This window comes from Rhizobium cauense (genome assembly GCF_019511525.1).
GTDB classification, from domain to species: Bacteria; Pseudomonadota; Alphaproteobacteria; order Rhizobiales; family Rhizobiaceae; genus Rhizobium; species Rhizobium cauense.
This window is the reverse complement of the sequence record NZ_JAEUAT010000018.1, coordinates 69,966-92,105: the sequence shown is the minus strand read 5'-3', so window position 1 is coordinate 92,105 and position 22,140 is coordinate 69,966. Positions and strand designations below refer to the sequence as shown.

General features: G+C 59.7%; 21 protein-coding genes. 10 read left to right on the top strand and 11 right to left on the bottom strand.

What is annotated here, in order from left to right:
- Positions 1-62 precede the first annotated feature (62 nt).
- Complete coding sequence (locus JNB88_RS26270) at positions 63-1,379, top strand: extracellular solute-binding protein (protein WP_220358015.1); 1,317 nt, start codon at positions 63-65, stop codon at positions 1,377-1,379.
- A 41-nt stretch (positions 1,380-1,420) separates the two neighbouring features.
- On the opposite strand, the gene JNB88_RS26265 is transcribed toward JNB88_RS26270, so the two are convergent.
- Both JNB88_RS26265 and JNB88_RS26260 read right to left on the bottom strand, forming a co-directional pair.
- The gene (locus JNB88_RS26265) at positions 1,421-3,388 is read right to left on the bottom strand and encodes an adenylate/guanylate cyclase domain-containing protein (RefSeq protein ID WP_220358014.1); all 1,968 of its coding nucleotides are present in this window, start codon (positions 3,386-3,388) and stop codon (positions 1,421-1,423) included.
- A gap of 2 nt (positions 3,389-3,390) precedes the next feature.
- Complete coding sequence (locus tag JNB88_RS26260) at positions 3,391-4,062, bottom strand: VIT1/CCC1 transporter family protein (protein ID WP_220358013.1); 672 nt, start codon at positions 4,060-4,062, stop codon at positions 3,391-3,393.
- A 105-nt stretch (positions 4,063-4,167) separates the two neighbouring features.
- On the opposite strand from JNB88_RS26260, the gene JNB88_RS26255 reads away from it, so the two are divergent.
- Positions 4,168-4,425, top strand: coding sequence for a hypothetical protein (locus JNB88_RS26255; RefSeq protein WP_220358012.1), 258 nt, complete (start codon positions 4,168-4,170; stop codon positions 4,423-4,425).
- A gap of 30 nt (positions 4,426-4,455) precedes the next feature.
- Here JNB88_RS26255 and JNB88_RS26250 read toward each other — a convergent pair whose 3' ends face one another.
- The 5 genes from JNB88_RS26250 to JNB88_RS26230 all read right to left on the bottom strand — a co-directional run bounded on the left by JNB88_RS26250 (position 4,456) and on the right by JNB88_RS26230 (position 9,800).
- Positions 4,456-5,610, bottom strand: coding sequence for an AI-2E family transporter (locus JNB88_RS26250; protein WP_220358011.1), 1,155 nt, complete (start codon positions 5,608-5,610; stop codon positions 4,456-4,458).
- Between the two features lie 51 nt (positions 5,611-5,661).
- Positions 5,662-6,498, bottom strand: a complete 837-nt coding sequence (ppk2, locus tag JNB88_RS26245; RefSeq protein ID WP_220358010.1) for a polyphosphate kinase 2 — start codon at positions 6,496-6,498, stop codon at positions 5,662-5,664.
- A gap of 39 nt (positions 6,499-6,537) precedes the next feature.
- Positions 6,538-8,226 (bottom strand): SulP family inorganic anion transporter, encoded by a 1,689-nt coding sequence (locus JNB88_RS26240; RefSeq protein WP_220358009.1) that lies wholly within the window; start codon positions 8,224-8,226, stop codon positions 6,538-6,540.
- A gap of 75 nt (positions 8,227-8,301) precedes the next feature.
- Entirely contained in the window at positions 8,302-9,459 is a 1,158-nt protein-coding gene (locus JNB88_RS26235) for an HlyD family secretion protein (RefSeq protein ID WP_220358008.1), read from the bottom strand.
- Positions 9,459-9,800: a DUF3302 domain-containing protein gene (locus JNB88_RS26230; protein ID WP_037133283.1), complete on the bottom strand. Its 342-nt coding sequence runs from the start codon at positions 9,798-9,800 to the stop codon at positions 9,459-9,461. Before JNB88_RS26230 ends, JNB88_RS26235 begins: the two co-directional genes overlap by 1 nt.
- Before the next feature lie 426 nt (positions 9,801-10,226).
- Here JNB88_RS26230 and JNB88_RS26225 point away from each other — a divergent pair, with 426 nt between their 5' ends.
- Genes JNB88_RS26225 through JNB88_RS26215 form a run of 3 tightly spaced genes read left to right on the top strand, consistent with a single transcriptional unit; the run spans position 10,227 to position 12,978 of the window.
- Positions 10,227-10,538 (top strand): hypothetical protein, encoded by a 312-nt coding sequence (locus JNB88_RS26225; protein WP_220358007.1) that lies wholly within the window; start codon positions 10,227-10,229, stop codon positions 10,536-10,538.
- Positions 10,539-10,577: 39 nt separating this feature from the next.
- Positions 10,578-12,008, top strand: a complete 1,431-nt coding sequence (locus tag JNB88_RS26220) for a DUF3300 domain-containing protein (RefSeq protein WP_220358006.1) — start codon at positions 10,578-10,580, stop codon at positions 12,006-12,008.
- 34 nt (positions 12,009-12,042) lie between these two features.
- Positions 12,043-12,978: a DUF2950 domain-containing protein gene (locus tag JNB88_RS26215; protein ID WP_220358005.1), complete on the top strand. Its 936-nt coding sequence runs from the start codon at positions 12,043-12,045 to the stop codon at positions 12,976-12,978.
- Between the two features lie 83 nt (positions 12,979-13,061).
- On the opposite strand, the gene JNB88_RS26210 is transcribed toward JNB88_RS26215, so the two are convergent.
- Complete coding sequence (locus JNB88_RS26210; RefSeq protein ID WP_037133819.1) at positions 13,062-13,526, bottom strand: hypothetical protein; 465 nt, start codon at positions 13,524-13,526, stop codon at positions 13,062-13,064.
- A 101-nt stretch (positions 13,527-13,627) separates the two neighbouring features.
- On the bottom strand, positions 13,628-15,427 hold the full coding sequence (locus tag JNB88_RS26205) for a hypothetical protein (RefSeq protein ID WP_220358004.1): 1,800 nt from the start codon (positions 15,425-15,427) through the stop codon (positions 13,628-13,630).
- Positions 15,428-15,758: 331 nt separating this feature from the next.
- On the opposite strand from JNB88_RS26205, the gene JNB88_RS26200 reads away from it, so the two are divergent.
- The 5 genes from JNB88_RS26200 to JNB88_RS26180 all read left to right on the top strand — a co-directional run bounded on the left by JNB88_RS26200 (position 15,759) and on the right by JNB88_RS26180 (position 18,793).
- Positions 15,759-15,956 carry a hypothetical protein gene (locus JNB88_RS26200; RefSeq protein WP_037133288.1) on the top strand — a complete coding sequence of 66 codons (198 nt, stop codon included), beginning with the start codon at positions 15,759-15,761 and terminating at the stop codon, positions 15,954-15,956.
- Positions 15,957-16,003: 47 nt separating this feature from the next.
- Positions 16,004-16,648: an alpha/beta hydrolase family protein gene (locus tag JNB88_RS26195; protein ID WP_220358003.1), complete on the top strand. Its 645-nt coding sequence runs from the start codon at positions 16,004-16,006 to the stop codon at positions 16,646-16,648.
- A 109-nt stretch (positions 16,649-16,757) separates the two neighbouring features.
- A complete protein-coding gene (locus JNB88_RS26190; RefSeq protein ID WP_220358002.1) occupies positions 16,758-17,720 on the top strand; it encodes an ABC transporter substrate-binding protein in 963 nt (320 codons plus the stop codon).
- Positions 17,717-18,412 carry a L,D-transpeptidase gene (locus JNB88_RS26185; RefSeq protein WP_220358001.1) on the top strand — a complete coding sequence of 232 codons (696 nt, stop codon included), beginning with the start codon at positions 17,717-17,719 and terminating at the stop codon, positions 18,410-18,412. Before JNB88_RS26190 ends, JNB88_RS26185 begins: the two co-directional genes overlap by 4 nt.
- Positions 18,413-18,520: 108 nt before the next feature.
- Positions 18,521-18,793 carry a hypothetical protein gene (locus JNB88_RS26180; protein ID WP_220358055.1) on the top strand — a complete coding sequence of 91 codons (273 nt, stop codon included), beginning with the start codon at positions 18,521-18,523 and terminating at the stop codon, positions 18,791-18,793.
- Positions 18,794-18,843: 50 nt separating this feature from the next.
- Here JNB88_RS26180 and JNB88_RS26175 read toward each other — a convergent pair whose 3' ends face one another.
- Positions 18,844-21,087 (bottom strand): glycoside hydrolase family 2 protein, encoded by a 2,244-nt coding sequence (locus tag JNB88_RS26175; protein ID WP_220358000.1) that lies wholly within the window; start codon positions 21,085-21,087, stop codon positions 18,844-18,846.
- A gap of 136 nt (positions 21,088-21,223) precedes the next feature.
- On the bottom strand, positions 21,224-22,135 hold the full coding sequence (locus JNB88_RS26170) for an SMP-30/gluconolactonase/LRE family protein (protein ID WP_220357999.1): 912 nt from the start codon (positions 22,133-22,135) through the stop codon (positions 21,224-21,226).
- Between the last annotated feature and the right edge of the window lie 5 nt (positions 22,136-22,140).

The following is a 22,140-nucleotide window of genomic DNA, read 5'->3' as shown; positions in this document are numbered from 1 at the left end:
GATCATGACCTGACAATCCGGTTTCAACACGCGTTTTCGCAAGCAATGAGGAGGAGATTGCAATGAAGACTAGCCTGAGAAACATCCTATTGGCGGCGGCGATGACCATGGCGTCGTGGCCGGCCGTGGCCGCTGATCCGGTCGAAATTACTGTCCAGCGTTTCTTCGGATCGTGCGACGCTGATTGGGGAACCAACACCGATGTCAGCAAGGCCGTTGGCGAGTGCGGGATCATCACGTCGCAGATCAACAAGTTCGTTGCCGACAATCCCGACATCAAGATCAACGTGAACACCGTTGAGTGGCCCGGCTACGACCAGCTGACGGCGCAGCTGGCATCGGGCGAGCCGCCGGATGTCGTCACCATCCATGAATCCGTTCTGTCAGACTACCAGTCGAAGGGCCTTCTTGAGCCTCTGGACCCGGTACTCAAGGCTGCGGGCGTGGATTCTACAGCTTTCACCGCCGCAGGCCGGGAAGGCGTGACGAAGGAAGGCCAGATCTTCGGTCTGCCGATCGATTCCCACACCATGCTGTGGCACATCAACATGAATTACTTCCGCCAGGCGGGCCTGGTGAACGACGACGGCACACCGGTGCTGCCGAAGACGGCTGATGAACTGCTCGCTCAGGCAAAGCAGTTCAAGGAAAAGACTGGCAAGCCCTACCTTGTCCAGAGCATGGCCAACGAGAAGGGTGCATTCTACCGTGCGCTCTACATCTACCTGACCCAGATGAAGTCGGACTTCTTCGCGGATCCGACCCACGTCAAGCTCAACACGCCTGAAGCCAAGAAGATCGTTCAGCTGTTCAAGGACATCTACGATCAGGATCTGACCACGAAGGATCAGGACTACGCTGCATCACTGTCCGGCTTTACCAAGGGTGATGGTGGTGTTCTTCTCAACGGTACTTGGGTTGTGGGCGACTTCGACGCTCTGTCGAAGCAGGCCGATAATCCGCTCAGCAACGGCTACGCCGTCTATCCGTATCCGCCGGTCTTCGGTGGTGAGCCGGCATACTGGTCGGACGGTCACTCCTGGGCAATGACGAAGAAGGATCGCACTCCGGAGCAGGTCGCGGCAATCGGCAAGTTCCTGAAGTTCATGGCCGATCATAACTTCGATTGGGCACGTACCGGTCACCTGCCGGCTCAGCAGGCGGTCATCGACTCCTCGGAGTTCAAGGCGCTGCCGCATCGCACGACGATCCTCAGCATCGCCAACGTTGCAAAGCCCTTGCCGGCACAGGTTCGTCACCAGTTCGCCGTGAACGACATCATCGGTGAAGAGATGGCATCCGCCATCACGGGGCAGAAGGAAATCGACGCAGCCCTGACTGATGCAGAAACCAGAGTCAACGATCTGCTTGCGAACTAACCACGAAGGGGCCGTCCGAAAGTGTCGGACGGCCCCTCAACTCAAGGGTTTGCGCTGCTTGGGCTCCCGCGAAGCTCGTAAAGCGTGGTCTGTCCCGTCCGGCCCCTGACGCTGACGGTCCCGATCGCAATGAACTGGAAGCTCTCCGCAACCGCATCGCGGATGGCGTTGCTGACGAGGATCGAGGTTCCGTAGTCACGGTTCAGGCCCTCAAGCCGCGACGCAATATTCACCGTATCGCCGATCGCCGTATATTGCCTTCGGCTGGCCGCGCCGACACTGCCGACCACCGCAGCGCCGGTATGCAGTCCGAAACGCGTAACGAGGGTCGGAAGATCAGCCGCCAGGTTGGTTTCGTTCATCGCGTCGACAGCCGCTTTCATAGCCAGGGCGCAGCGGCACGCTTTCTCGACATGTAGCTCGTCGTGAATCGGCGCGTTCCACATCGCGAAAATCGAATCTCCGATATATTGCACGATCGTGCCGTCATGGCGCTCGACGATCATGTTCAGGGTTTCGAAATAGGTGGAGAGCAGGGCGACCACGTCCTCGGGATTGTGCCGCTCCGAGATGGTGGTGAATTCCCGGATGTCGGTGAAAAGGACTGTAATGTCCTGCCTTGAAGCAGAGCCTATGACCGATTGGCCCGCGATTACGATCCTGCGCACCAATTCGCGCGGCACGTAAAGCGAGAATGTCCAGATGGCATCGCGGGCCGAGCCCAGTGCCTTCGCCAGCGCGTTGACCTCGGATATCCAGGAGCGCGAGACACGGCTCTGTTTGAATTCGAGATTGCCCAGTTGCCGTGCCTCGTCCGCCAGCGCATAGAGCGACCGGCTGATCAATCGGGAGATGATGATCGCGGCCATCGCGCCGGCCGCCAGGAAGGCAGCCGCGGCAGCAAGATTGCGCCTGAGAGTCCGACTGACAGGTCCAATCAGCTCGTCCAAGGGGGCGGCGATGATGACGGTGTAGTTTTTCAGCAGGCCGGCAATTTCCGCGCGGAAGGTTTGAGCCAGATACTCGCGGCCCTCGACCGCAAATCGCCTGACCTCGCCATCCGGCACGTCACTGCCGCGCGCGAGGCTGGTGACGGCGGACAATGCGGTGTCGCTGGCCGTTGCGTCCGCAGTGGAGAGAACTCTCCCACGGCGCAGTTGGTCGCGCAGCTTCGTCATAACAGCGGGGTCGGAATGTACGATCAGGCGCCCTGCGTCATCGAAGACGTAGCCACGTGCCTCTTCCGAAATCGTGCCGACGTCAACCACTTCACCCAGAGTGACGAGCATCACGTCTGCCCCGATCACCACGCCGTCTTCCCCATCGGCAGGTGTGGCGAAGGTCAGGGTGAGGTAGTTTGTTGCGGCCGAAATATAGGGGCCGACGGATGTCGTTCGGCCTTGCGAGAGCGCGGCGCTGTACCAGGGGCGCGAGCGCGGGTCAAAGACATCGTCATGGTCGGCGCGTCGAGCAATGGTTCGACGGTCCTCATCGAAGAACGTCCACGTGGTCACCGGAATGCCGATGGCTTTTGTGATCGTGCGTATGGCGTACGCGGCATCGTTCGGTGCATTCAGCGTGTCACGCCAGCCCGGATCTTTTCCAAGCCTTATGGCCTGAATGTAGGTGCCATCCGGGTAGCCGGCGTAGACCCCGTCGAGGTGGAAGGACGACTTCAGCAGCCGCAACAGCAGGTTTTGTTTGGCCACGAGGTCCTGGGAAGGCGGCGTAAGCATTTGCGGGACTGCAGAGATCGTCTCGATCGCGGCATAACCACCCGCGAAGACATTGCGGTAGTCCTCTATCGTGCGCAAACCGAGTTGGCGCATTTGCGCTTCACCGGTGCTGAGGGCTGTCGCCTTGCCTTGGGTGTAAGCCATCCAAACGAGCGGCAGTGCGGTACAGGCCAGCAGGCCGACAATGATGACGCTGAGATGCAAGCGCAGGGGAAATGCCCAGCCGGAATGCTTGCCGGCGCCTGTCGTCGATGGTGGTGCAGGACGCTTCATGCCTAGCCCCCAAGTGCGATTGCAATGCCGACCAGCAGGAGGCCGAGGCAGGTCATGGTCATGCCCGCAAGGAGTGGCTTCGCATCGGAGAAGCGCGCCCAGCCGCAGCCTGTCAAAAAGAGCAGCGCGATCAGCAGAAAATTGCTGGTTCTGAGGGCGAGGTCTGCATTGCCGATCAGGAAAAACGGAATGACCGCAGGTAGCGAGGTCGCCGAGACCAGAAGAAAGACAACGATTGCGGCAACCAGGTCGTCCATCGACAGGCGAAGCTTTGCGGGACTTCCGCGTCGCGCGAGGTCGAGCATCGCTCGGTAAAGCGCCTCCTCATCATCAGATGCAGCGACATATGGCTCGCTGTCGAGGGGAAACTCCTTCCTGAGTGCGGAGATAGCCTCCTGTTCGCTTCCTGCGGCCTTGATCTGCCGAAAGACGCGTACGCGGCGACTTTTGTAAAACACTGTTCCCAGGACGAACAGGACGGCATCGATGATGCCCCAGGCGACATTGCATCCGATCGTCGCGATGACCAGTTCCGGGACATCCAGACCCTCCCTGGAAAAGAGGAGCCGTGAGCCGACCGTAAAGGTCAATGCCATGATCAGCCCGAAAAGAACCTCGCCGAGTGCGTCGCCCGGGTCAATTGCATCCGAGATACGAGGCATGTTGAAGTCCATGAATTGTGCGCTCCCTCGGCTGTCAATTTCTCAAACGGAACGATCCAACGCTTCAATGATTTCGTAATGCAAATTCTAGATACCATTGGAGGCCGGAGGCAATCGATGAGTCGAGAGCGCGGGCGGAAGAAGTTGATGCTGAAGATCCCCGAGGTTCGTCACCTGCTCGCCTCGTCCGCAAGCGAGACATTGGGAGATCTCTGTGAGACGTACGACCTGGCAACTTGTGCGCTTGACCGCTTTCGCGTCGAAGGCCGCGCCGATGAGGGACGGATCCTGGAATATGAGCGGCTCTGCCGCGATATCGAGCGGGAGGTGGTGACATACTGCAAGGAAGGATACGGGAGGCAGATGCGCTCCTGATATGTCTCGATCAGCTGTGACGCACCGCGGTCAGTTTGGCTTCTCACCTTCCAAATCCTTGTCTTTGTCGGAGGGCACGGCGGCGGCCATCTGGTCGGTAGCTGCCGAAGGCCAAGCCCAGGCGCGCAGCAGTTCGTAGAAGACGCTGAGCACGATCGGGCCGAGGAAAAGGCCGAGCAAGCCATGCGAGAGCGTTCCGCCAATCACACCGATGAGGATAACGGGCATCGGAGTCGATAGGCCCCGGGACATCAAGATCGGCTTCAACACATTGTCCACGAGCATGACCGGGATCGCCACGACGGTGAAGGCAAATGCGATCGATGTCGGCCAGGAGAACCATGCCCAGCCGATGACTGGGACAAGGACGAGGGCCGGGCCCAGCTGCATCAGGCAAAGAATAAAAACGAGGAAGGTCAACGCTCCGCGCGCGGGCACGCTGAAGAAGGCGAAGCAGAGGCCGCAAAGCAGTGTCTGGAGGAGGGCAACGCCGATGACGCCGCGTGAGACGTTGCGAACGGTAGCCCCGGCCAGTCGTGCGAAGCCGACGCCCCGATCGCCGGCGACCCTGTTTGCCAGCACCTCGATCGTGGCTGCAAGACGCGGCGACATGGTCAGGAAGAAACCAGACAGGATGATGGAGACGACGAAACTCAGGATGCCGCCTCCGATCGATGCAAGCTTGGTGATGACCACTCCCATGACTTCGCGGATCGGTGCCTGGAACTTCATGATCGTCGCAACCAAGTTCCCTGCGACCTGGTCCCAGGCTGCGTAAAGACGCTCGCCGATTACCGGCCAGCTACGGATCGCTTCGGGTGCCGATGGCAGCGTTAGGCTGTCGGCCTTCAGTTTGCCGATAAGGTCTTGGACCGCGTCGGTGAAATTGACGGCGACCAATGCCAGCGGCGCGATGATAAGCACCAGGCAGGCCACGACGATGGCCGTGGCGGATAGCACAGGCCGGTTGCCGAGTAGCTCGGACAGTGCCCTGAACATTGGAAACAGCGCCACCGCCAGGATCGCCGACCAAATAACGATCAATGCAAACGGCGCAACCAACTGCAGGCTCCAATAGGCGAAGAGCCCGATGATGCCAATTTTTACGAGGTCGCTGACTTTCGCCTCTACCGAGATCTGCGCTTGGTTCGGTCCTCGTCCAGGCGCATTAGCCGATTGCTCCATCGCGGCTCCGTTCTATGATTTACCGTCCATTCTGCGATGCCTCGTTGGAGCTCATCGCGTCGTTTCAGGCACGACACGCCTGACGCTCTGATCATCGACATAGTCCGATGGCCGCTTTTGTCGTTTGCCGAGATCCGGCGCTTCGAACTTCACACGCTCGTAGGGGATCGACTGCAGGATGTGCGAGATGCAATTGACCCGGGCGCGTTCCTTGTCGTCGGAGGGAACGATCCACCATGGTGCGTGGTTGCTGTCGGTCATGCGCAGCATTTCATCGTAGGCACGGGTGTAATCCCACCAGCGCTGATAGGATTCCACGTCCATGGGGCTGAGTTTCCACTGCCTGACCGGATCGTCGATGCGGCGCTTGAAACGGCGCTCCTGTTCTTCCTCGCTGACGGTCAGGAAATACTTCAGCAAGATGACGCCGCTTTCGACGATAGCGGCCTCAAAGCGCGGCGCCAGTTCGAGGAAGCGTTGCGCTTTCTTCTCGCTGGCGAAACCCATGACCCGGTCAACCCCGGCGCGGTTGTACCAGCTGCGATCGAAGATCACGACCTCGCCTGCTGCCGGCATATAGGCGATATAGCGCTGCATGTAGATCTGGGACTTCTCGCGATCGGTGGGTGCTGGCAAGGCGATGACGCGGAACACGCGTGGACTGACCTTTTCCGTGATGCGTTTGATCATGCCGCCCTTGCCCGCGGCATCCCGTCCTTCGAAGACAATGACAATGCGCGCGCCCGACTTCTTAACCCATGCCTGCAGATGCGCCAGTTCGATCTGCAGTCGCTTTATCTCCTTGTCGTAGTCCCAAGCTTTTGCCTTCTTGTTCTTGCCTTTGCGTTCTGCTGGTTGGTCATGCTTCGGGTCATATGCTTCGTCCATTGTTCCCTCCATTGTTTGTGCGCCGCGCGGCACGCGCCTTCACGGGCTTACGGGTTGGCCCAGGAGCGCCCGCAGCGCCTCTTCCCTTCCGTTGAAAATATTGTGAGCGCCGATGGCCTTGATGACGCCGGCGCGGTCGAGAATGCCCCTGCTTTCCTCGCTGAGGTCTGCAATCGCGAAAGTAATGTCTCGCTTTGCAAGGAGATCGGCCACTGTGTCGAGCGCGGCTGCGCCGGTGCTGTCGATGTGCGTGACGGCGCTGGCGTCAAGAACGAGGCACCTGGTTCCAGAGGGCAGATCCTTGACGACCTTCGTCAGCCGCATACGCACATAGTCGGCGTTGTAGAACAGGATGTTGCCCTGGATGGCGAAGACCGCCGCACCCTCGACAGGTCGAGCTTCCGGAAAACGAGCGAGATCGAAGAAGCCGTGCCTTCCTTCGATGTGGCCAAGAAGACCATCGCGAGGAAACATTGTTTTACGCAGGAGGTAGACGAACGTCGCGGCAACGGCAACGATGACGCCGTTGAGCACACCGAAGCTGATTGCGCCCCACATGGCGATCAGCGCAAAGACAAATTCCATGCGGCTGATACGCCAGATCTTCTTGAGTTCGTGAACATCGATCAGGCTGATCGCGGCCGTTGCGAGGATGGCAGCAAGAGCGGGGATGGGAAGGATTCGAAGCGCGCTGTGGAGGAAGACAAGCGCTGCAATCAAAGTAGCCGCGGAGACGAGCCCTGCCGCTTGAGATACGCCACCCGTCGACAGGTTTATAGCGGTTCTCGAATCGGACATGCTGACGGGAAACGAGCCGAACAGGCCCGGCGCGATGTTTGCTGCGCCGAGGCCGATTAGTTCCTGGTTTGCGTCGACATCTTCGCCGGTGCGCGATCCAAAGCTTCGCGCGGTCACGATGCCGGCGCCGAAACTCACCAGAAAGATCGCTGCCGAACCAAGCACGATCTTGTCGAGTGGCATCTGATGAAGTGCTGGCAGGGAGAGGCTTGGGAAGCCGCTTGGGATGTCGCCGACGACGGCCATACCGTGTCCCTTGAAGTCGAAGAGTGCCGAAAGAATGACGGAGATCACGACGACAAGAACAGGTCCCGGTACGCGCAGGTTGAAGGCCTTTACGATCCACAGCAGCGCGAACATCGATAAGCCGAAGAGGAGAGACGGCCAGTGGATCGAGGCGCTCTTGCCAAGGATTTCAAGGACGGGTGGAAGCAAACCGTCCGACTCAATCTTCACGCCTGTGAAGCGACCGATCTGCCCGACCAGGATAGAGAGCGACACGCCGGCAAAAAAACCCACAAGGATCGGCCGGGAGAGGAAGCTGGCGAGAACGCCCAGCCGCAGCAGCTTCGCCGCGATGCAGAACACGCCGACGCCGAGGGCGATCGCCGATGCGATAGCAACCCGGTCGATGTTGGCAGTCGTGGGCTCGGCCGCAATGATCGCGGCCATTGCTGCGGCAAGCACCGTCATTGTCGCGGCATCGGGGCCGACGATCAGCAGCCGTGATGGTCCGAAGATCGCATAGGCGATCGGCGCTACGATGCTGGCATAGATACCCGTCTCCGGCGGCAGGCCCGCGATCGCGGGATAGGCAATGGCGCTCGGCAAACCGACAGCGGCGATCGACAGCCCGGCCGGGATATCGCTACGAAGCCAGGCTTTGTTGAAGCCGGCTAGACCCCGCAACATCGGTAGGCTGCCTATCACCCCGGGCTCCTTTTCTTATGCGGTCTCCAGTCCGTCCAGCCGTCAGCGCAGTAACGGTCGGAAAGGTTGATGTTTTCAGTGTTCGAGGAAGACGTAGTTCATCCAGCTGCTCATGCGCAGGAGCACCTTGCGCAGAACTGCGACGTGATGCCAGTGATGCGTATAGACAGCCACTTCGGCAACCACGCCACCCGGCAGCTGATACCCCTCGGTGCTTTCCAGAAGCTCGATATTCGCCAGCGTCTGTCCCGCCGGCAGCCGTTCGGGAGCCTGCGGATCAATCAGTGCGCCCGACGGCTGCAATTGGCCCTGTGCCATGACGTCGATGACTTCCTTGACGCGTGCCTTGAAGATCTTTCCAGGCACGGCCTTGAAGGCGACCTCGGCCTCGTCTCCGACACGCACGCGCTGGAGGGAGTTCTGGATGAAGGCCGCACCCAACATCCGATCCTCGCTGTTGATGAAGACCATCACCGGCCGCAACGGAAGGGGGTTTGCCATCATGCCCGGGCGAAGAAAGACCTGCGTCACATAGCCGTCGCTGGGCGCGCGGACCGTGGTCTGATCGAGGTCGTACTCGGCATTCAGCAGTTCGGCCTGCAGTCTCGCCACGGTGGGGTTGGTGCCATTGATCTCGGATTCATAGGCGAGCTTTGCCTGGGCTGCCTGGGCGCGCGCCGTGTCAACGGCTGCCTCCGCCGTGAGATAGATGCCTCGCCGGTTCTCGACTTCCAGTTCCGAGAAGACGGCTGCTCCACCTTTCGCCTTTGAATTCTCGTTTGATTGCTGGAATTTTTCAAACGCCTGCAGAGAGCGATCCCGCGAAGCTTCAGCGCCAGTGACGGCTGCATTTGCGGCGTCAAGCGCGGCTTTCAACTGGCGGACCGTCTGCTCCGCCTCGGCAAGCGAGGCCCTCTTCTGATCGACTGTATATTGGTAAGGCCGCGGATCGATCTGGAAGAGAACGTCGCCTTTTTTCAGGGGAACGTTCGGCGTTACTGGTACTTGTACGACCTGGCCGCCAACCGTCGGAATCACCGGAGCGGAGGTGAAATAGATCCGCCCATCGCTGGAATAGGGATGGTTGTAGCTCATGAGAAGCAACAGCGTGGCGATCAGGAAGACTCCACCGAGAACGGCGGTTGCGAGCGTCCACTGGTTTACCGGGATTCGGAAGATCTTGAAGACCGCCCAGCAGATCGCGGCATAGGTGAGTATGAGGAGCAGATCCATCAGACGTTCTCCTTCTCCGGCAACTGCGCCTCGAGTTCTGCGATCCGCGCATGCAGACGAGCAATTTCGGCGTTTGCTTCGGCCTCCGCCGACAGTTTGCCGTCAGGCCGAATGCCCCAGCCGCGATCCTCGCGGTAGAGCGTGGCCCAGATGAAGAGGAAGGGCCATATGACATGCAACGTGAATAGGCTGACCCATCCAGCAACGTGGATGGCATCCTGGTGCGGGTGGTTTCTGGACTTGGCGATAAGATGCGGAATGTCGTGGATGGCGATCACCGCATAGAACAGAGTGATCACCACGAAAAACAGCACCCCGAGTGCAAAATAGTCGAGAAACACGGTCCCTCCTTTCGGTTGCCCTGACCGAGCCGTACAGTCGTCCCCGATAAGCAAATACTAGACCCGCCAGGCCTCAAACGCCCGTAGCATCACGTAATATCTATCGATTTGTGTAGGCCGCCTATCTTGCTGGATTTCTTGAGGCGGAGGTTCATTCTTGCAGCAGCGCCGTTGCCGCACTTCCTGCCGCCGCCCACTGGCAACTTGATCTTCTTTGGGATTGGAGAGTGGTTTGGGCAACTTGCGGGTGGCCGAGTCATCTCGCTCTGCCGGTCTGTGTTGCCCAACGGCGAAGGCCAATGACGGGCGGACGCCGGCGCATCTGGAGCCGTCACGCGTAAGTTCGCGTATGTTACATCAGCATCCTAAGTGGCTGTAATACAATGCTTCAATCTGCTTGACGCGAATATGACTGCGGGGGGCGGCATGACGTCGGAAGAAAGCCATTCGGCACAGTTGTCCCTCGAGATTGCCGAGGCGCGGTTTCCCGAGCAGACCGTAAGAGTGCGGCAGCTTTTCCAGAGGAGTGAGACCTTCCGGAGCATGTGTGAGGACCTGGCCGCTGCAGTCGAGACTTTGGCGAACGTGGACAGCCTTTCCGACAATGTCCGGGAGGCGCGGCGACAAGAATATGCAAGCCTGGTTGATGCCCTTGTCGCTGAAATCGGCGAGGCACTCTCACAGTCGAAAGTCGTGGTTCTCAGGCGATGGGATGAGAACAAGCCCAAGCGGCACTGAGCCTTCATTCAAAATTGAGTTCATGGAGGGCAATGGGTGATGAAAGCTAGATCCTTCGGGTTGCTTACAGGGCTTTCCGTCCTGGCAATCATTTCAATGCATCCCGGACCACCGGCGTACTCGCAGACAGCAACGCCCACGCCGAAGCCTGCCCCGACAACGACGGCGGAGCCGGAAACCGACCTGCTTTCCGAGGATGAGCTCGAGGTACTTGTCGCTCGTATCGCGTTGTATCCGGATGAACTGGTGGCCGCGATCTCGGCGGCGTCGCTGTTTCCGCTACAGATCGTGGAAGCGGAGCGCTTCCTGGAAGCGAAGAAAAAGGACGCCGATCTCAAGCCCAAGGACGATTGGGACGGCAGCGTCATTTCGCTTCTGAACTACCCCGACATCGTCAAGATGATGAGCGAGGATCTTGAGTGGACCCAATCTCTCGGTGATGCGCTGACCAATCAACAGAAAGATGTGCTGATCGCCATTCAACAATTGCGCGATGAAGCGGTAGCGAAAAACGTCATCAAGACGGACGATAAGATCACCGTCGTGACGGAGAACGAGAACGTCGTCATACGGCCGACCGATCCGGAGAAGGTCTACATTCCGCAGTATCCGCCCGAGATGCTCTATGAACCGGGCTATTCCGTCGAGCCGATCTCTTACTACCCCAACTATTACGACAACTACTATTACCCAGGCGCCGGCTTCTTTGCGGCCGCGGTTACCGGTGTCGCATGGGCAGCGATCGTCAACTGGGACGATTGGGGCGTGTGGGGCGGCAATTGGGACGGCGACCTGGATGTCGACTGCAACAACTGCTTCAACGACCGGAACTTCAGCGGCAAGGTCAACTGGAACGACATCGACTGGACCAAGGTCGATCGCAGCAAGCTGAATATCGACAGGAATCAACTCGCCAACATCGATCGATCGGCAATCAAATCCAGTCTCCAGTCCGATAACCGCAACCAGTTGAAGAACAAGGTCGGTGACCGGCAGGCAAACCGAGGGCAGGGAACCAGAAACGTCAGTGCCCGGGCTGACGACATCCGCAAGAGCACGGCGGAAGGACTCAAGGCAAATCCGAGATCGAGGGATGCCGTCGCCAACCGGCCGGCGGGGTCACGGGATGTCCGTGCGGGCAATGCGGCCAATCGCGCGGATGCCCGTCCAGGCAATGCAGCGAACCGACGGGATATTGGCGCCAACCGCCCGTCAAAGCCGGCAGCCAAGAAAAAGGCAAGCGCACCGAAGATGGCGGCGCGGGCTGACAATCGTTCACGCCAGCCGAGCGCGCTCGGCAATGTCCAGTCCGGACGGCGTGAGGCGGTGGCGTCCAAGCGAGGTGGACAGAGCATGGGAGGCGGGCAACGCGGCTCACGTCCCTCCGTCCAGCGCTCGCGCCCGCCACAGGGAGGCGGCGGCCGCGGCGGTGGTCGTGGAGGCGGCGGTCGCGGCGGCGGCCGGCGATAGGGTGTTCAGCTATTCACATTTCCGGAGATAAACCATGAGACCACAGTTGAAATTGATCCCGCTGTTGCTCGGAACGGCTCTCTCCCTGGCGTCGGCAACCCCATCGATGTCGCAGCTGCAGACTAATCTTCAGGAGTTCGAGGCTGGTACGCCGCCGTCATTTGACGACCCATCGGCGGCCCTTGAGCGGCTGAAGACTGTGCTGAGCGCCAACGACGTTGACGGTTTGGCTGGCCTTCTCGGCCTTGATGCCGCCAAGCTGCGATCCAGCAACGAGGCAATGACTAGCTACGGCGCGATCCGCGAGGGGGCCGCACGGCAGCTGAAACTGCAGGACCTCGGTGATCGCAAGGTGGTTTTGATTGGTAACGTCCTGTGGCCGCTGCCCTTTCCCTTGTCGAAGGACAAGGACGGCAAGTGGGCATTCGATACGGAAGTTGGCCTGCAGGAGATCGTCAATCGACGCGTTGGCGAGAACGAGCTGTTGACGATTCAGACGATGCACGACTACGTGAACGCTCAGTACGAGTATGCGCAAATCGATGAGGATGAAGATGGCCTCTACGAATTCGCGCAGAAGCTGATCAGTAGCCCGGGGAAACGCGACGGCCTCTATTGGGAGCCAGGTGCTTTTGACGAAGAAAGCCCGGCCGGTCCCTTGATCGAAACAGCCGCCCTCAGCAAGGCGAAGCGCGGCGAAGGCTACTACGGCTATCGCTATCGCATCCTCACGGCCCAGGGCGCCAACGTGATCGGCGGAAAGCAGAGCTACATCGTCAATGGCAACATGACGGGAGGTTTTGCGCTGATCGCCTGGCCTGTCAACTATCGCGTGACCGGGGTGCAGACCTTCATCGTCAACGGTTCCAACATTGTCTATCAGCGCGACCTCGGACCTGAAACCGAGCAGCGTGCGGCAGCAATCAAGGACTTCAACCCCGGCGACAATTGGGAGGTCGTACGCGACTAAGGCCGCAGCCGGCTATGTGAGCGGTGATGGCCCGCGACTCAAGCGACTAACTTCAATCGAACGTGACGCGACGCCCCTTCGCGTCATTCAACCGGTGGCTCCCACGTCAGGAAGAAACCGACATCGCCGGGAACGCCGCCGGGGAAATTGATGATGGTCGCCTTCAGGCCGTAGCCCTGAGGCTTCGCGACCTTCTCGAAGAGTTCGAAGAGTTCCTTCGCCTTGCCCTGCAGGGTATTCTGCCAGCCGGGCAGGTTGTTGTTGATGCCGCGCCCGCTGTCGGAGCAGAGGCTGGATGGAAAGCTGTAAACCATCGCCTCGTACTTTCCGTCCGCGGCGGCCTTCATGACTACGCGTTTGATGATCGCGCGTTCTGTTTCACCGATATGCTTTTGAAAGAAATCCTCGATGAACTCGGAATGCTTTTCGGCCTCGCGGGCCTTTATCTTCTCTTCGCGCTCCATCTCCACGAGGCGAAGTTCAAGTGCGCGTTTGCGCAGCTCTTCAGCGCTTGTCATCGATTGAGGGGTCGTTTCGCTTCCGGTCATCGCCATGTCCTCCAAAGTTTGCCAAGGATAGAATGGGCACGGATCTTAAGGCAGTAAAATACGCGTCGGAGTGGGTAGCATACGGTATGTTACGCCGCCCATCACTGGCTGCCGATGGCGCTCTCAGTGGGGGTGATCGCAATGCCGGACGCCTGCAGGCCGCCGAGGAAGCGGTCCTGGTCTTGCGGGCGGTGGAGGCGCAGCGCCACTTCCTTTCGGATGTTCTGTAGCAGTGCCGGAGCATTGGCCTGGAGCCAGTCCTGCTCGCGACGCGCCTCATCGAGCTTGCCTGACGTGCCGAGAATGGCCAGCAGAACGAGATGATGCATCGGATTGTACTTCAAATCCGCCATGCGAGCCCAAAGCTCGGCCGCCTGGTTGTCGCCCCTCATATAGGCGCAAAGCGCCATGCCGACCTCGTAGTATCCCCTGGGGCCCGGATTTCGACTGATTGCGCTGGCAATCAACTCGCAGCCCGTCTCCCATTTTCCGGACATTGCGAGCCTAAAGCCATACTCGCCGGCCACTTCCGTATCGTTGGGGTTGATGGCATAGGCAGCCGCGCCCGCCCGCAACGCAGCGCTCACGTCGTTGCTGAAGAAACTGGCGAGCATCAGCGCCTGCAGCGCACGAGCGTTCTGCGGATCGATATCCACAGCCCGCCTTGCTGCTTCCGTCGCAAGTGTGAGCGGGTGCGGTAACGATTGCGTCTTGAGTTTGTATTGGAACCGCACCTCATCGAGGTAGGTCAGGGAAAGCAGTGCCCAATAGGTGGAATTGGTCGCAAGCCGTTTTGTTGCCTCCGTCAGACAACCCTTCACCTCGGCGTGCTTCTGCGGATCAAGTTCAGCCCGATAGGCGTAGTACGATAGGGTGCAATTGTAGGCTTCCCAATCGCCGCTCTCCGGTTTTGTGGCCCCTACCGTCGAAGTCTCAAAGACGACGCCGTATGGTTGCGCGACGGCCGTCGCAATGCTTTGAGCGACGCCGGATTCCACTTCGAACAGATTCCGGTTGCTGAGATCGGCATCATAGTTGTTGGCCCAGAGCACCGCGCCATCCGCCTGGCGGATCAGCCGTGCCATCAGCCGCATCCTGTCACCTTCCAGCCGAACGCTTCCCTCCAGCGCGAACCGAGGGCCTTGCGTGCCGGCCTCCCGCTCAGTGCCGGGGGCAATTACGACAATCTCCCTGAACTTTGTGAGCTGCCCGATAACTTCGTCGGTCAGGCCCTGCGCTATGGCTGCTGAGGCGGCCTTGTCAGTTCCATTCTGGAACTGCTCGACGATAATGCTCGGGCGCGCGCTGTCACTCGAAACAGCAGATGCGGGCACGAGCGGAGGGACGGAAAACAGCGACGCATGCAGAATGGCTGCAATAACAACGACTGTTGAGGATGCTGCGAGGGCATACCAAATCCAGGGCCGATGTAGAAATGAGGCCGAGCGCACACGCTTCGGCGTGGGCAAATTGGGCTGAGGCTCCAAGGGCGAGCCAGCCGTCGATACAGCATGAGTAGCAGTGTCGCCCGCGCCGTCCGCGTACTGGAAAGACGGCACATAACCACCTTTCGGTATCGTGACAATGACGTTGTCGGCGGGGCCCGCGACCAGATAGTAGCGTTCGAGCGCCCTGCGAATCCTGCCGGCCTCGATCCGTACGACGGGATCGTTTTGGGCGTCGAAGGACGTGTCCCGCGCGAACACTTCCTGCGCAATCGTAAAGGCTTTCAGGTAGTCCGAGCGGCCCAAAAGGGTCTCTTCGACCACGAACTCTAGAAATCGACGACCACGGTCGGGAGCGTGAAACTCGTTGCTGGAAAGGATACGCGCGAGTTGTTCACGTATTTCCTGGACCGATGGAATGGCACTTCCGTCACTGCTTGCCCTGGAACTTTGCATCGTGCCCTCAGACTGTTCCGGTGTTCAGCTTTCGTCTGCGTTCCAACCTGCATTAAATCTTCTAATTCAGACGGTTGCAATATGATTGTTTGAGCGACCTAAAAGGGCGATCGGCAAGTCGTCGGCAGCCACGACGGGAGCTTCCATACGGAGGATCCACAGCGAGGTGCGTGGCCCGTAAATCCGGCCGAACGGGAGGTGTCGCAAGTGTTCTTATCTATATTTTATGTACTGGTAATGTAATCGGCGGTTGGTGCGAGGAAATGTTGCGGGTGGTGGCTGGAACATTTAGCGCTGTCGCAGGTTGCTTCTGGAAATTAGGAGCGAAGCGATGTTGATACTTGAAGAAATTCTCCTCGTTTCCGCAGATCGGGTCGCATCCTGCCGCGGCCAGCTTGAGTTGGATCTCGGGCAAGTAATCGAACAGCTTGAGCGGTCAGGCTTCTCTCGCAAGGAGGTGCTGGTCGCCATAAGTGAAGTGATCAGCGAAGAATTTTCGGCGCTCCCGGATATGCCGAAGTTCCATTGACCCCGTGCGATATGGTCGGACTTCGCTCATTGCGCTATGACAGCGTAATGAGCGAAAGATTTCTGATCATCGGCCCGGACAATCCCTCAGCCACCATCCTGCTTGCCCACGGTGCCGGCGCGCCGATGGACTCGAAGTCGATGACAGCAACCGCGGAAGCGCTTGCGGCAATCGGGTTCCGGGTTGCGCGGTTTGAATTCGCCTATATGGCAGCGCGCCGGACATCCGATGCACGAAAGCCCCCGCCAATGGCCGAGACTCTGATCCCCGAATATAGGGAGGCGATAAGAGCTCTCGCGAGCGCCGGACCGCTCGTCATCGGCGGCAAATCCATGGGGGGGCGAGTGGCGAGCATGGTCGCCGACGAGTTGTTCGAAAAGCGCGTGATCTGTGGATTATTGTGTCTCGGCTATCCCTTTCATCCGCCCGGCAAGCCGCAACAACTGCGCACCGCGCACCTCAAGAATCTGCTGACCCCGACGCTTATCTGCCAAGGGACGCGTGACGAATTCGGGACGCGCGAAGAGGTTTCGACCTATCCGCTTTCCCCCGCAATATCAGTTCTTTGGCTTGAGGATGGCGATCACGATCTTGCACCGCGCAAGAAAATCTCAGGCTTCTCCGTCGCAGATCACCTCATCACAATGGCAGCCCGCGCCAAGGCTTGGGCAGATGAAAATTGCGCCAAGTAGGCTCAAACGCCAACGTCAACTCGACTTGACGGATGTAGACGCTTTATGCATGTTCGCCTGCAAGGTGTGACGTGCATTCCTACCTTTCTCGCATGTTTTGGGGGCAGGCATGACGAAGTGCGTAGCATGTTCAGGGCTCTTTTCATCTGTTTTTGCCGCAGCGCTTGCAATAAGCAGTGCTGCCTTTTCCGCCGATCTCGTGATCGCGATGCCGAACTGGCCTTCCGGTCAGGCAACGGCGAATATCCTCAAGGTCAGTATCGCCAAGGAGTTCGGACTGAACGCCGATGTGCAGCCGCTTGGGACCCTGCTGGCGTTCAACGGCCTGGAAAAGGGCACCGTGGATATCCATCCGGAAGTCTGGCAACCCAATCTCGAAAGCGTCATCAAGACCTTCGTCACAGAGAAGGGTGCCGTGGTCCTTGCCAAGCATGGGGTGCCGGCATGGCAGGGCATCTGTGCGACGCCGGCTGCTGCCGAAAAGGGCATCAAGTCGATCACCGATCTCAGCGATCCTGAGAAGACGAAGATCCTCGACACGGACGGTGATGGCAAAGGCGAGATGTGGCTCGGCGCACCGGCGTGGTCATCGACCGGGATCGAGCGCGTGCGGGCAAACACCTACGGCTATGCCAACAATCTGACGCTGGTCGAGTCGGAAGAGGAAGTCGCCATGGCAGGGCTGGATATCGCGATCGCGACGAACCAGCCGCTGGTCTTCGCATGCTATGCGCCGCACTTCATCTTTGATCTGCACAAGATCGTTCGACTGACGGAGCCCGCACATGATGCCAGCAAGTGGAAGCTCGTTGCCGCCAATGACCCGCTCTGGCTCACGAAGTCGTCCGCATCGACAGCCTGGGATGCTGCCAATTTCCGGATCGGTTACGCGTCAGCTTTCGCGAAGAAACATCCAGACATCGCAGCGTTCCTGGAGAAGGTCGATCTGACGCCGGAAGAAGCGACTGCGATGAGCTATGCGCTCGAAGTCGAACGTGTGCCGCCGCTCGACTACGCGACAAAATGGGTCGCCGACAATGCGAAGCGCGTAGATGGGTGGGCGAAGCAATGACAGCAAGCTGCAAATCTCCGGTGAAAACGAAAGAGGTCAAGCGACCGCGCAAGCTGGCTTTGGCCCTCCTCGCGGTAGCCTGCTTCGGCCCACTCGCGGCGTGGGCGCAGACGCAGATCTATGATGCCAAGACGCATACCTGGGTCAATTACGACAAGAAGAAGGCACGCCAGTATTACGCGCGCAACAACCAGGCGCCTGAAGCATTCCGGATGCAGACGGTTCCCTTCCGGACGGCCGAGCCGCCGGGGACGATCATCATCGATGGCAACCAGCACTTCCTCTATCTCACCCAGCCCGGCGGTCAGGCGATCCGTTACGGCATTGGCGTCGGGCGCGAAGGCTTCGGATGGGCCGGGATCGTGCGCGTTGGGCGGATGGCGGAATGGCCGACATGGACGCCGCCGGCAGAGATGGTGGCGCGCGACCCGAATGCGGCCAAGTGGGCCGCGGGTATGCCAGGCGGACCGGAAAATCCGCTCGGCGCCAGAGCGCTCTACCTCTACGAAGGCGACGAAGACACGATCTATCGTATCCACGGAACCGCGGAACCATGGACGATCGGTCTCGACGTCTCGTCCGGCTGCATCCGCATGAACAACAACGACATCGTGGACCTCGCCTCGCGGATCAAGATCGGCGCCAAGGTGATCGTGCTGATGCAGGGTGCGGCGCTTTACAAGGGCGTCTGACAGTCGGCGGGCACACGCCGAAGACGGGGCAATTCACGCTAGTCGGGGGACAGGATTTTGGGGCAGAGCATCGTGAGGGGAATCTCAATCGGTCGCGCAGTAGCGGCAATGGCAAGCGCGGCACTTCTTGGCGCCTGCACGCCGACGCCGCCGGCGCCCGACAGCATGGCGAGGACTACGCTGCAGACCGCCCCGGCGGATCTACAGTTGCTCTGCGCCAATTCGGCAGCCGGGGTCGCCGGTCCAAATGCCAAGATCTTGCCAACCGCGTCCCGCCAACTGCCTGATGGCACTTTCGGCGTCGACCTCGATGCCGGCGGCAAGAAATTCTCGTGCATCGTCGACAACAACGGCACTGTCCGTTCGGTGCAGCCGGTATAGTTGGGCCGCAGCACGCCGGCCCCAGAGGGCGGGCGTGCCTGCGCGCTTTCTTAGATCGCTGTCAGCTCCAGCTTGACCTCTGGGAAGCGGCTGCAACTTGCGTGAACGCTAATCGCTCCCGTCAGTCCTGTCGCCTCCAGCCAGAAACCGGCGGTGCCACCTTGTAGCGGGACTGACGCCGGGCCGACGATTTTTGCGGGCCCGTCGATCCGAAGAGTCACATTGTCATTCATGAAGGGAAGCCGCTGGCCCTGCTGGTCAAGCGCGCGGATGATGACGCGGGTGGTGTCGCGTTCACGCGCCTTCAGCGTCGTGCTGTCGGCAACAACCTGCAGCGTCGTCGGCAGCGGGTCGGCCACAAGCGTCAACTGGGCGACGGGTTCGCCGGCAATATAGCCGATGAATTCGCCGTCGATCCATTCGAGGCCCCATGTGCCGAGTTCGTCAGGCGTGAAGTGACGATGGTCGAGAACCACGGGCGGATGCGGCAAGTGCGGGAAATTCTCGCGGTCCGGTCCGATCCGCTTCGTCACCGCGCCGTAGCGCAGCTCGACCTCGTCGCAGTTGGTGAGGATGATCAGCGGCAGAACGCCGCCGATATTGCGCTCACCACGTGCCCAGAAGGTGACCGGCTTCATCACGATCTCGTCGGAAGGGTCGCATTGGCTGGCGTAGACATAGGCCGCAAACTTCGGCTCGCGGAACATGTCCATGACGCCGTGGTAGCAGATCCGGTCGCCGGAGCCGAAGTCCTTGTGGGTGTTGTAGTCGAACATGCACCAGCCGATCGCGCCCGCGATATCAGGATCGCCATAGGCTGCGTTCAGCACTTCGAGATGCCTGCGGACATGTTCGGCTTGCCTGGCTTCCTGGTCGTAGATCTTGGTGGGATACATGTGGCCACCGAACTCGGTGATCATGTAGGGTACCTTGTACGACAGGCCGGTGGATTCCTGCTGCGGCCGAAGCGCCGTGCGCGGGCGGTTGGCGCCGGGCAGCTCCTCGTTGCCGAGGATGAAGTCGTTCATCGTGTAGACGTCTTCGAGCAGTTCGCTGTCCGTTATGTAGCGGACGCCGCCGGTTTGCCGCGTCGCGTCGAGTTCCCGAGCAAGCCGGTTTGTCGCGACATAGAAGTCGTGACTGTCCTGCGACTCGTTGATGCGAACGCCCCAGATGATAATCGAGGGATGGTTCCAGTCGCGTTCGATCATGCGGCGCACGTTGCGGATCGATTCCTGCTGCCATTCCTCGTCACCGATATGCTGCCAGCCCGGAATTTCCTCGAAGACCAGAAGGCCGATACGATCGCACCGATCGAGGAACCACTTCGATTGCGGATAGTGCGAGGTGCGGACGATGTTGCACTTCAGCACGGATTTCATGATGTCGGCATCGCGCTCCTGGGCGGATCTGCCCGCGGCATAGCCGACATAGGGGAAAGCCTGGTGACGGTTGAGACCGCGCAGCTTAAGCCGCCGGCCGTTGAGAAGAAAACCTTCAGTCGTGAACTCGGCGGTGCGGAAGCCGAAGTTCGACGACACCCGGTCGGAACCGCGGCTTGTCTTCAATTCGACAGTGATTTCGTAGAGCGCGGGATCGTCGATATCCCAGAGCGATATGCCGCTCAGGCCATCGAAAGCGAGCGTCAGATTCTCACCAGTCGTTTCTGCGGTCGCAGTGGCGAGCACGCGTCCGTCCCCATCCTTCAGCGATGCCGACACTGAACCCAGGAAGGCGAGCTGTTGCGGATTGGCGAGGTCGACGCGCACGCTTGCCGACTTTTCCTCCGCCAGCACGTTGTGGGTTTCGATCTTCAGGTTGCGAACCGAGATCGGATCCGTGACCTTCAGCCAGACGTCCCGATAGATCCCGGCATAGGTCAGGTAGTCGATACGGCCGCCGAAGGGCGGAATCGCGGGATTTTCGCTGCCGTCGATTTTTACGGTGATGAGATTGTCGCCAGGCACCAGCCTTCCGGTGAGGCGAGCTTCGAACGGCGTATAGCCATCCTTGTGGGCGATGACCTCTTCGCCATTCAGATACACGACGGCGTCGGCCATGGCGGCGTCGAAGATGAGCGAGACCTCACGGCCCTCGAACTCCGGCATCCAGCGGAGGACCTTTTGATAGGTGAATGCCCGCTGGTAGCTTCTCTCGTCGAAGTAGTTGAACGGGAGTTCAACGGCCGTATGCGGCAGGCTGACGGTTGCCGTGCCATCGAAGCCATCCAGAAGACGCTGGCCGAAGCCCTCGTGAAAACTCCAGCTTTCGTTGAAAGAGACGACGGAACGCATCTCAGGCTCCCATGAAAAAGGCGTTGCGAACGGATTGGCGCCGTTGAAAGGCGCGTGAAAGCTTAAGCATTGGTGGTTCTTTCTGGATTGGAGAGCCTGGCTGGCTGACGTCCTGGTCCGATAGCGCGATGCTATCCTATGGATACTGGGCGCCGTTGGTGGTGGTGTAAATCGAGTAAAGCGATTGGGTGGCCGTGATGAAAAGGCGGTTCTTCTTCACACCGCCGAAGGCGATATTCGAGACCGTCTGCGGCACCTTGATCTTGCCGAGGAGCGTGCTGTCGGGCGCGAAGCAGTGAACGCCATCGGCTGCACTGGTCCAGAGGTTGCCGCTGACATCGAAACGGAAGCCATCCGGCACGCCGCTGTCGATCGAGCAGAAATACCGGCTGTTGGCGAGCCTCTTGCCGTCCACGATGTCGAAAACGCGGATGTGGCGCGGGACCTCATGGTTGCGGGATCCGGAATCGGCAATGTAGAGCTGCTTCTCGTCAGGCGAGAAGGCAAGGCCATTGGGCTGGATGAAATCGGTGGCAACAGCCTCGATCTCGCCCGTCGGAGCGTCGATGCGGTAGACGTTGCGGGTTTCCTGTTCGGGCTCGGACTTGTGACCTTCGTAGTCGGACATGATGCCGTAGCTCGGATCGGTGAACCAGATCGAACCGTCCGATTTGACGACGACGTCGTTCGGAGAGTTCAGGCGCTTCCCATTATAGCTGTCGGCCAGGACCGTGATGCGGCCGTCGAATTCGGTGCGGGTCACGCGCCGGCCGCCGTGCTCGCAAGAGATCAGTCGGCCCTGGCGGTCGCGGGTGTTGCCGTTGACGTAGTTGGACGGTGAGCGGAAAACCGAGACGCTTCCATCTGGCACCCAACGCATCATCCGCTCATTGGGGATGTCGCTCCAGATCAGGCAATTCAGGTCCGAGAACCAGACAGGCCCCTCTGCCCAGCGGCAGCCGCTATAGAGTTCTTCCAACCGGGCGCTGCCGGCGATCAAGCCACTGAAACGATCGTCACGGATTTCATAGAGCGTATCGTCCGACACAGGCA

What these genes read in the sequence shown, in the direction of transcription:
- ppk2 (WP_220358010.1), bottom strand. Translation starts at nt 6,498, where the DNA reads ATGGACGAAGCATATGACCCGAAGCATGACCAACCAGCAGAACGCAAA.
- JNB88_RS26180 (WP_220358055.1), top strand. Translation starts at nt 18,521, where the DNA reads ATGGCAAGCGCGGCACTTCTTGGCGCCTGCACGCCGACGCCGCCGGCG.
- JNB88_RS26220 (WP_220358006.1), top strand. Translation starts at nt 10,578, where the DNA reads ATGAAAGCTAGATCCTTCGGGTTGCTTACAGGGCTTTCCGTCCTGGCA.
- JNB88_RS26185 (WP_220358001.1), top strand. Translation starts at nt 17,717, where the DNA reads ATGACAGCAAGCTGCAAATCTCCGGTGAAAACGAAAGAGGTCAAGCGA.
- JNB88_RS26215 (WP_220358005.1), top strand. Translation starts at nt 12,043, where the DNA reads ATGAGACCACAGTTGAAATTGATCCCGCTGTTGCTCGGAACGGCTCTC.
- JNB88_RS26195 (WP_220358003.1), top strand. Translation starts at nt 16,004, where the DNA reads ATGAGCGAAAGATTTCTGATCATCGGCCCGGACAATCCCTCAGCCACC.
- JNB88_RS26200 (WP_037133288.1), top strand. Translation starts at nt 15,759, where the DNA reads ATGTTGATACTTGAAGAAATTCTCCTCGTTTCCGCAGATCGGGTCGCA.
- JNB88_RS26270 (WP_220358015.1), top strand. Translation starts at nt 63, where the DNA reads ATGAAGACTAGCCTGAGAAACATCCTATTGGCGGCGGCGATGACCATG.
- JNB88_RS26255 (WP_220358012.1), top strand. Translation starts at nt 4,168, where the DNA reads ATGAGTCGAGAGCGCGGGCGGAAGAAGTTGATGCTGAAGATCCCCGAG.
- JNB88_RS26205 (WP_220358004.1), bottom strand. Translation starts at nt 15,427, where the DNA reads ATGCAAAGTTCCAGGGCAAGCAGTGACGGAAGTGCCATTCCATCGGTC.
- JNB88_RS26225 (WP_220358007.1), top strand. Translation starts at nt 10,227, where the DNA reads ATGACGTCGGAAGAAAGCCATTCGGCACAGTTGTCCCTCGAGATTGCC.
- JNB88_RS26260 (WP_220358013.1), bottom strand. Translation starts at nt 4,062, where the DNA reads ATGGACTTCAACATGCCTCGTATCTCGGATGCAATTGACCCGGGCGAC.
- JNB88_RS26235 (WP_220358008.1), bottom strand. Translation starts at nt 9,459, where the DNA reads ATGGATCTGCTCCTCATACTCACCTATGCCGCGATCTGCTGGGCGGTC.
- JNB88_RS26175 (WP_220358000.1), bottom strand. Translation starts at nt 21,087, where the DNA reads ATGCGTTCCGTCGTCTCTTTCAACGAAAGCTGGAGTTTTCACGAGGGC.
- JNB88_RS26210 (WP_037133819.1), bottom strand. Translation starts at nt 13,526, where the DNA reads ATGACCGGAAGCGAAACGACCCCTCAATCGATGACAAGCGCTGAAGAG.
- JNB88_RS26265 (WP_220358014.1), bottom strand. Translation starts at nt 3,388, where the DNA reads ATGAAGCGTCCTGCACCACCATCGACGACAGGCGCCGGCAAGCATTCC.
- JNB88_RS26250 (WP_220358011.1), bottom strand. Translation starts at nt 5,610, where the DNA reads ATGGAGCAATCGGCTAATGCGCCTGGACGAGGACCGAACCAAGCGCAG.
- JNB88_RS26190 (WP_220358002.1), top strand. Translation starts at nt 16,758, where the DNA reads ATGACGAAGTGCGTAGCATGTTCAGGGCTCTTTTCATCTGTTTTTGCC.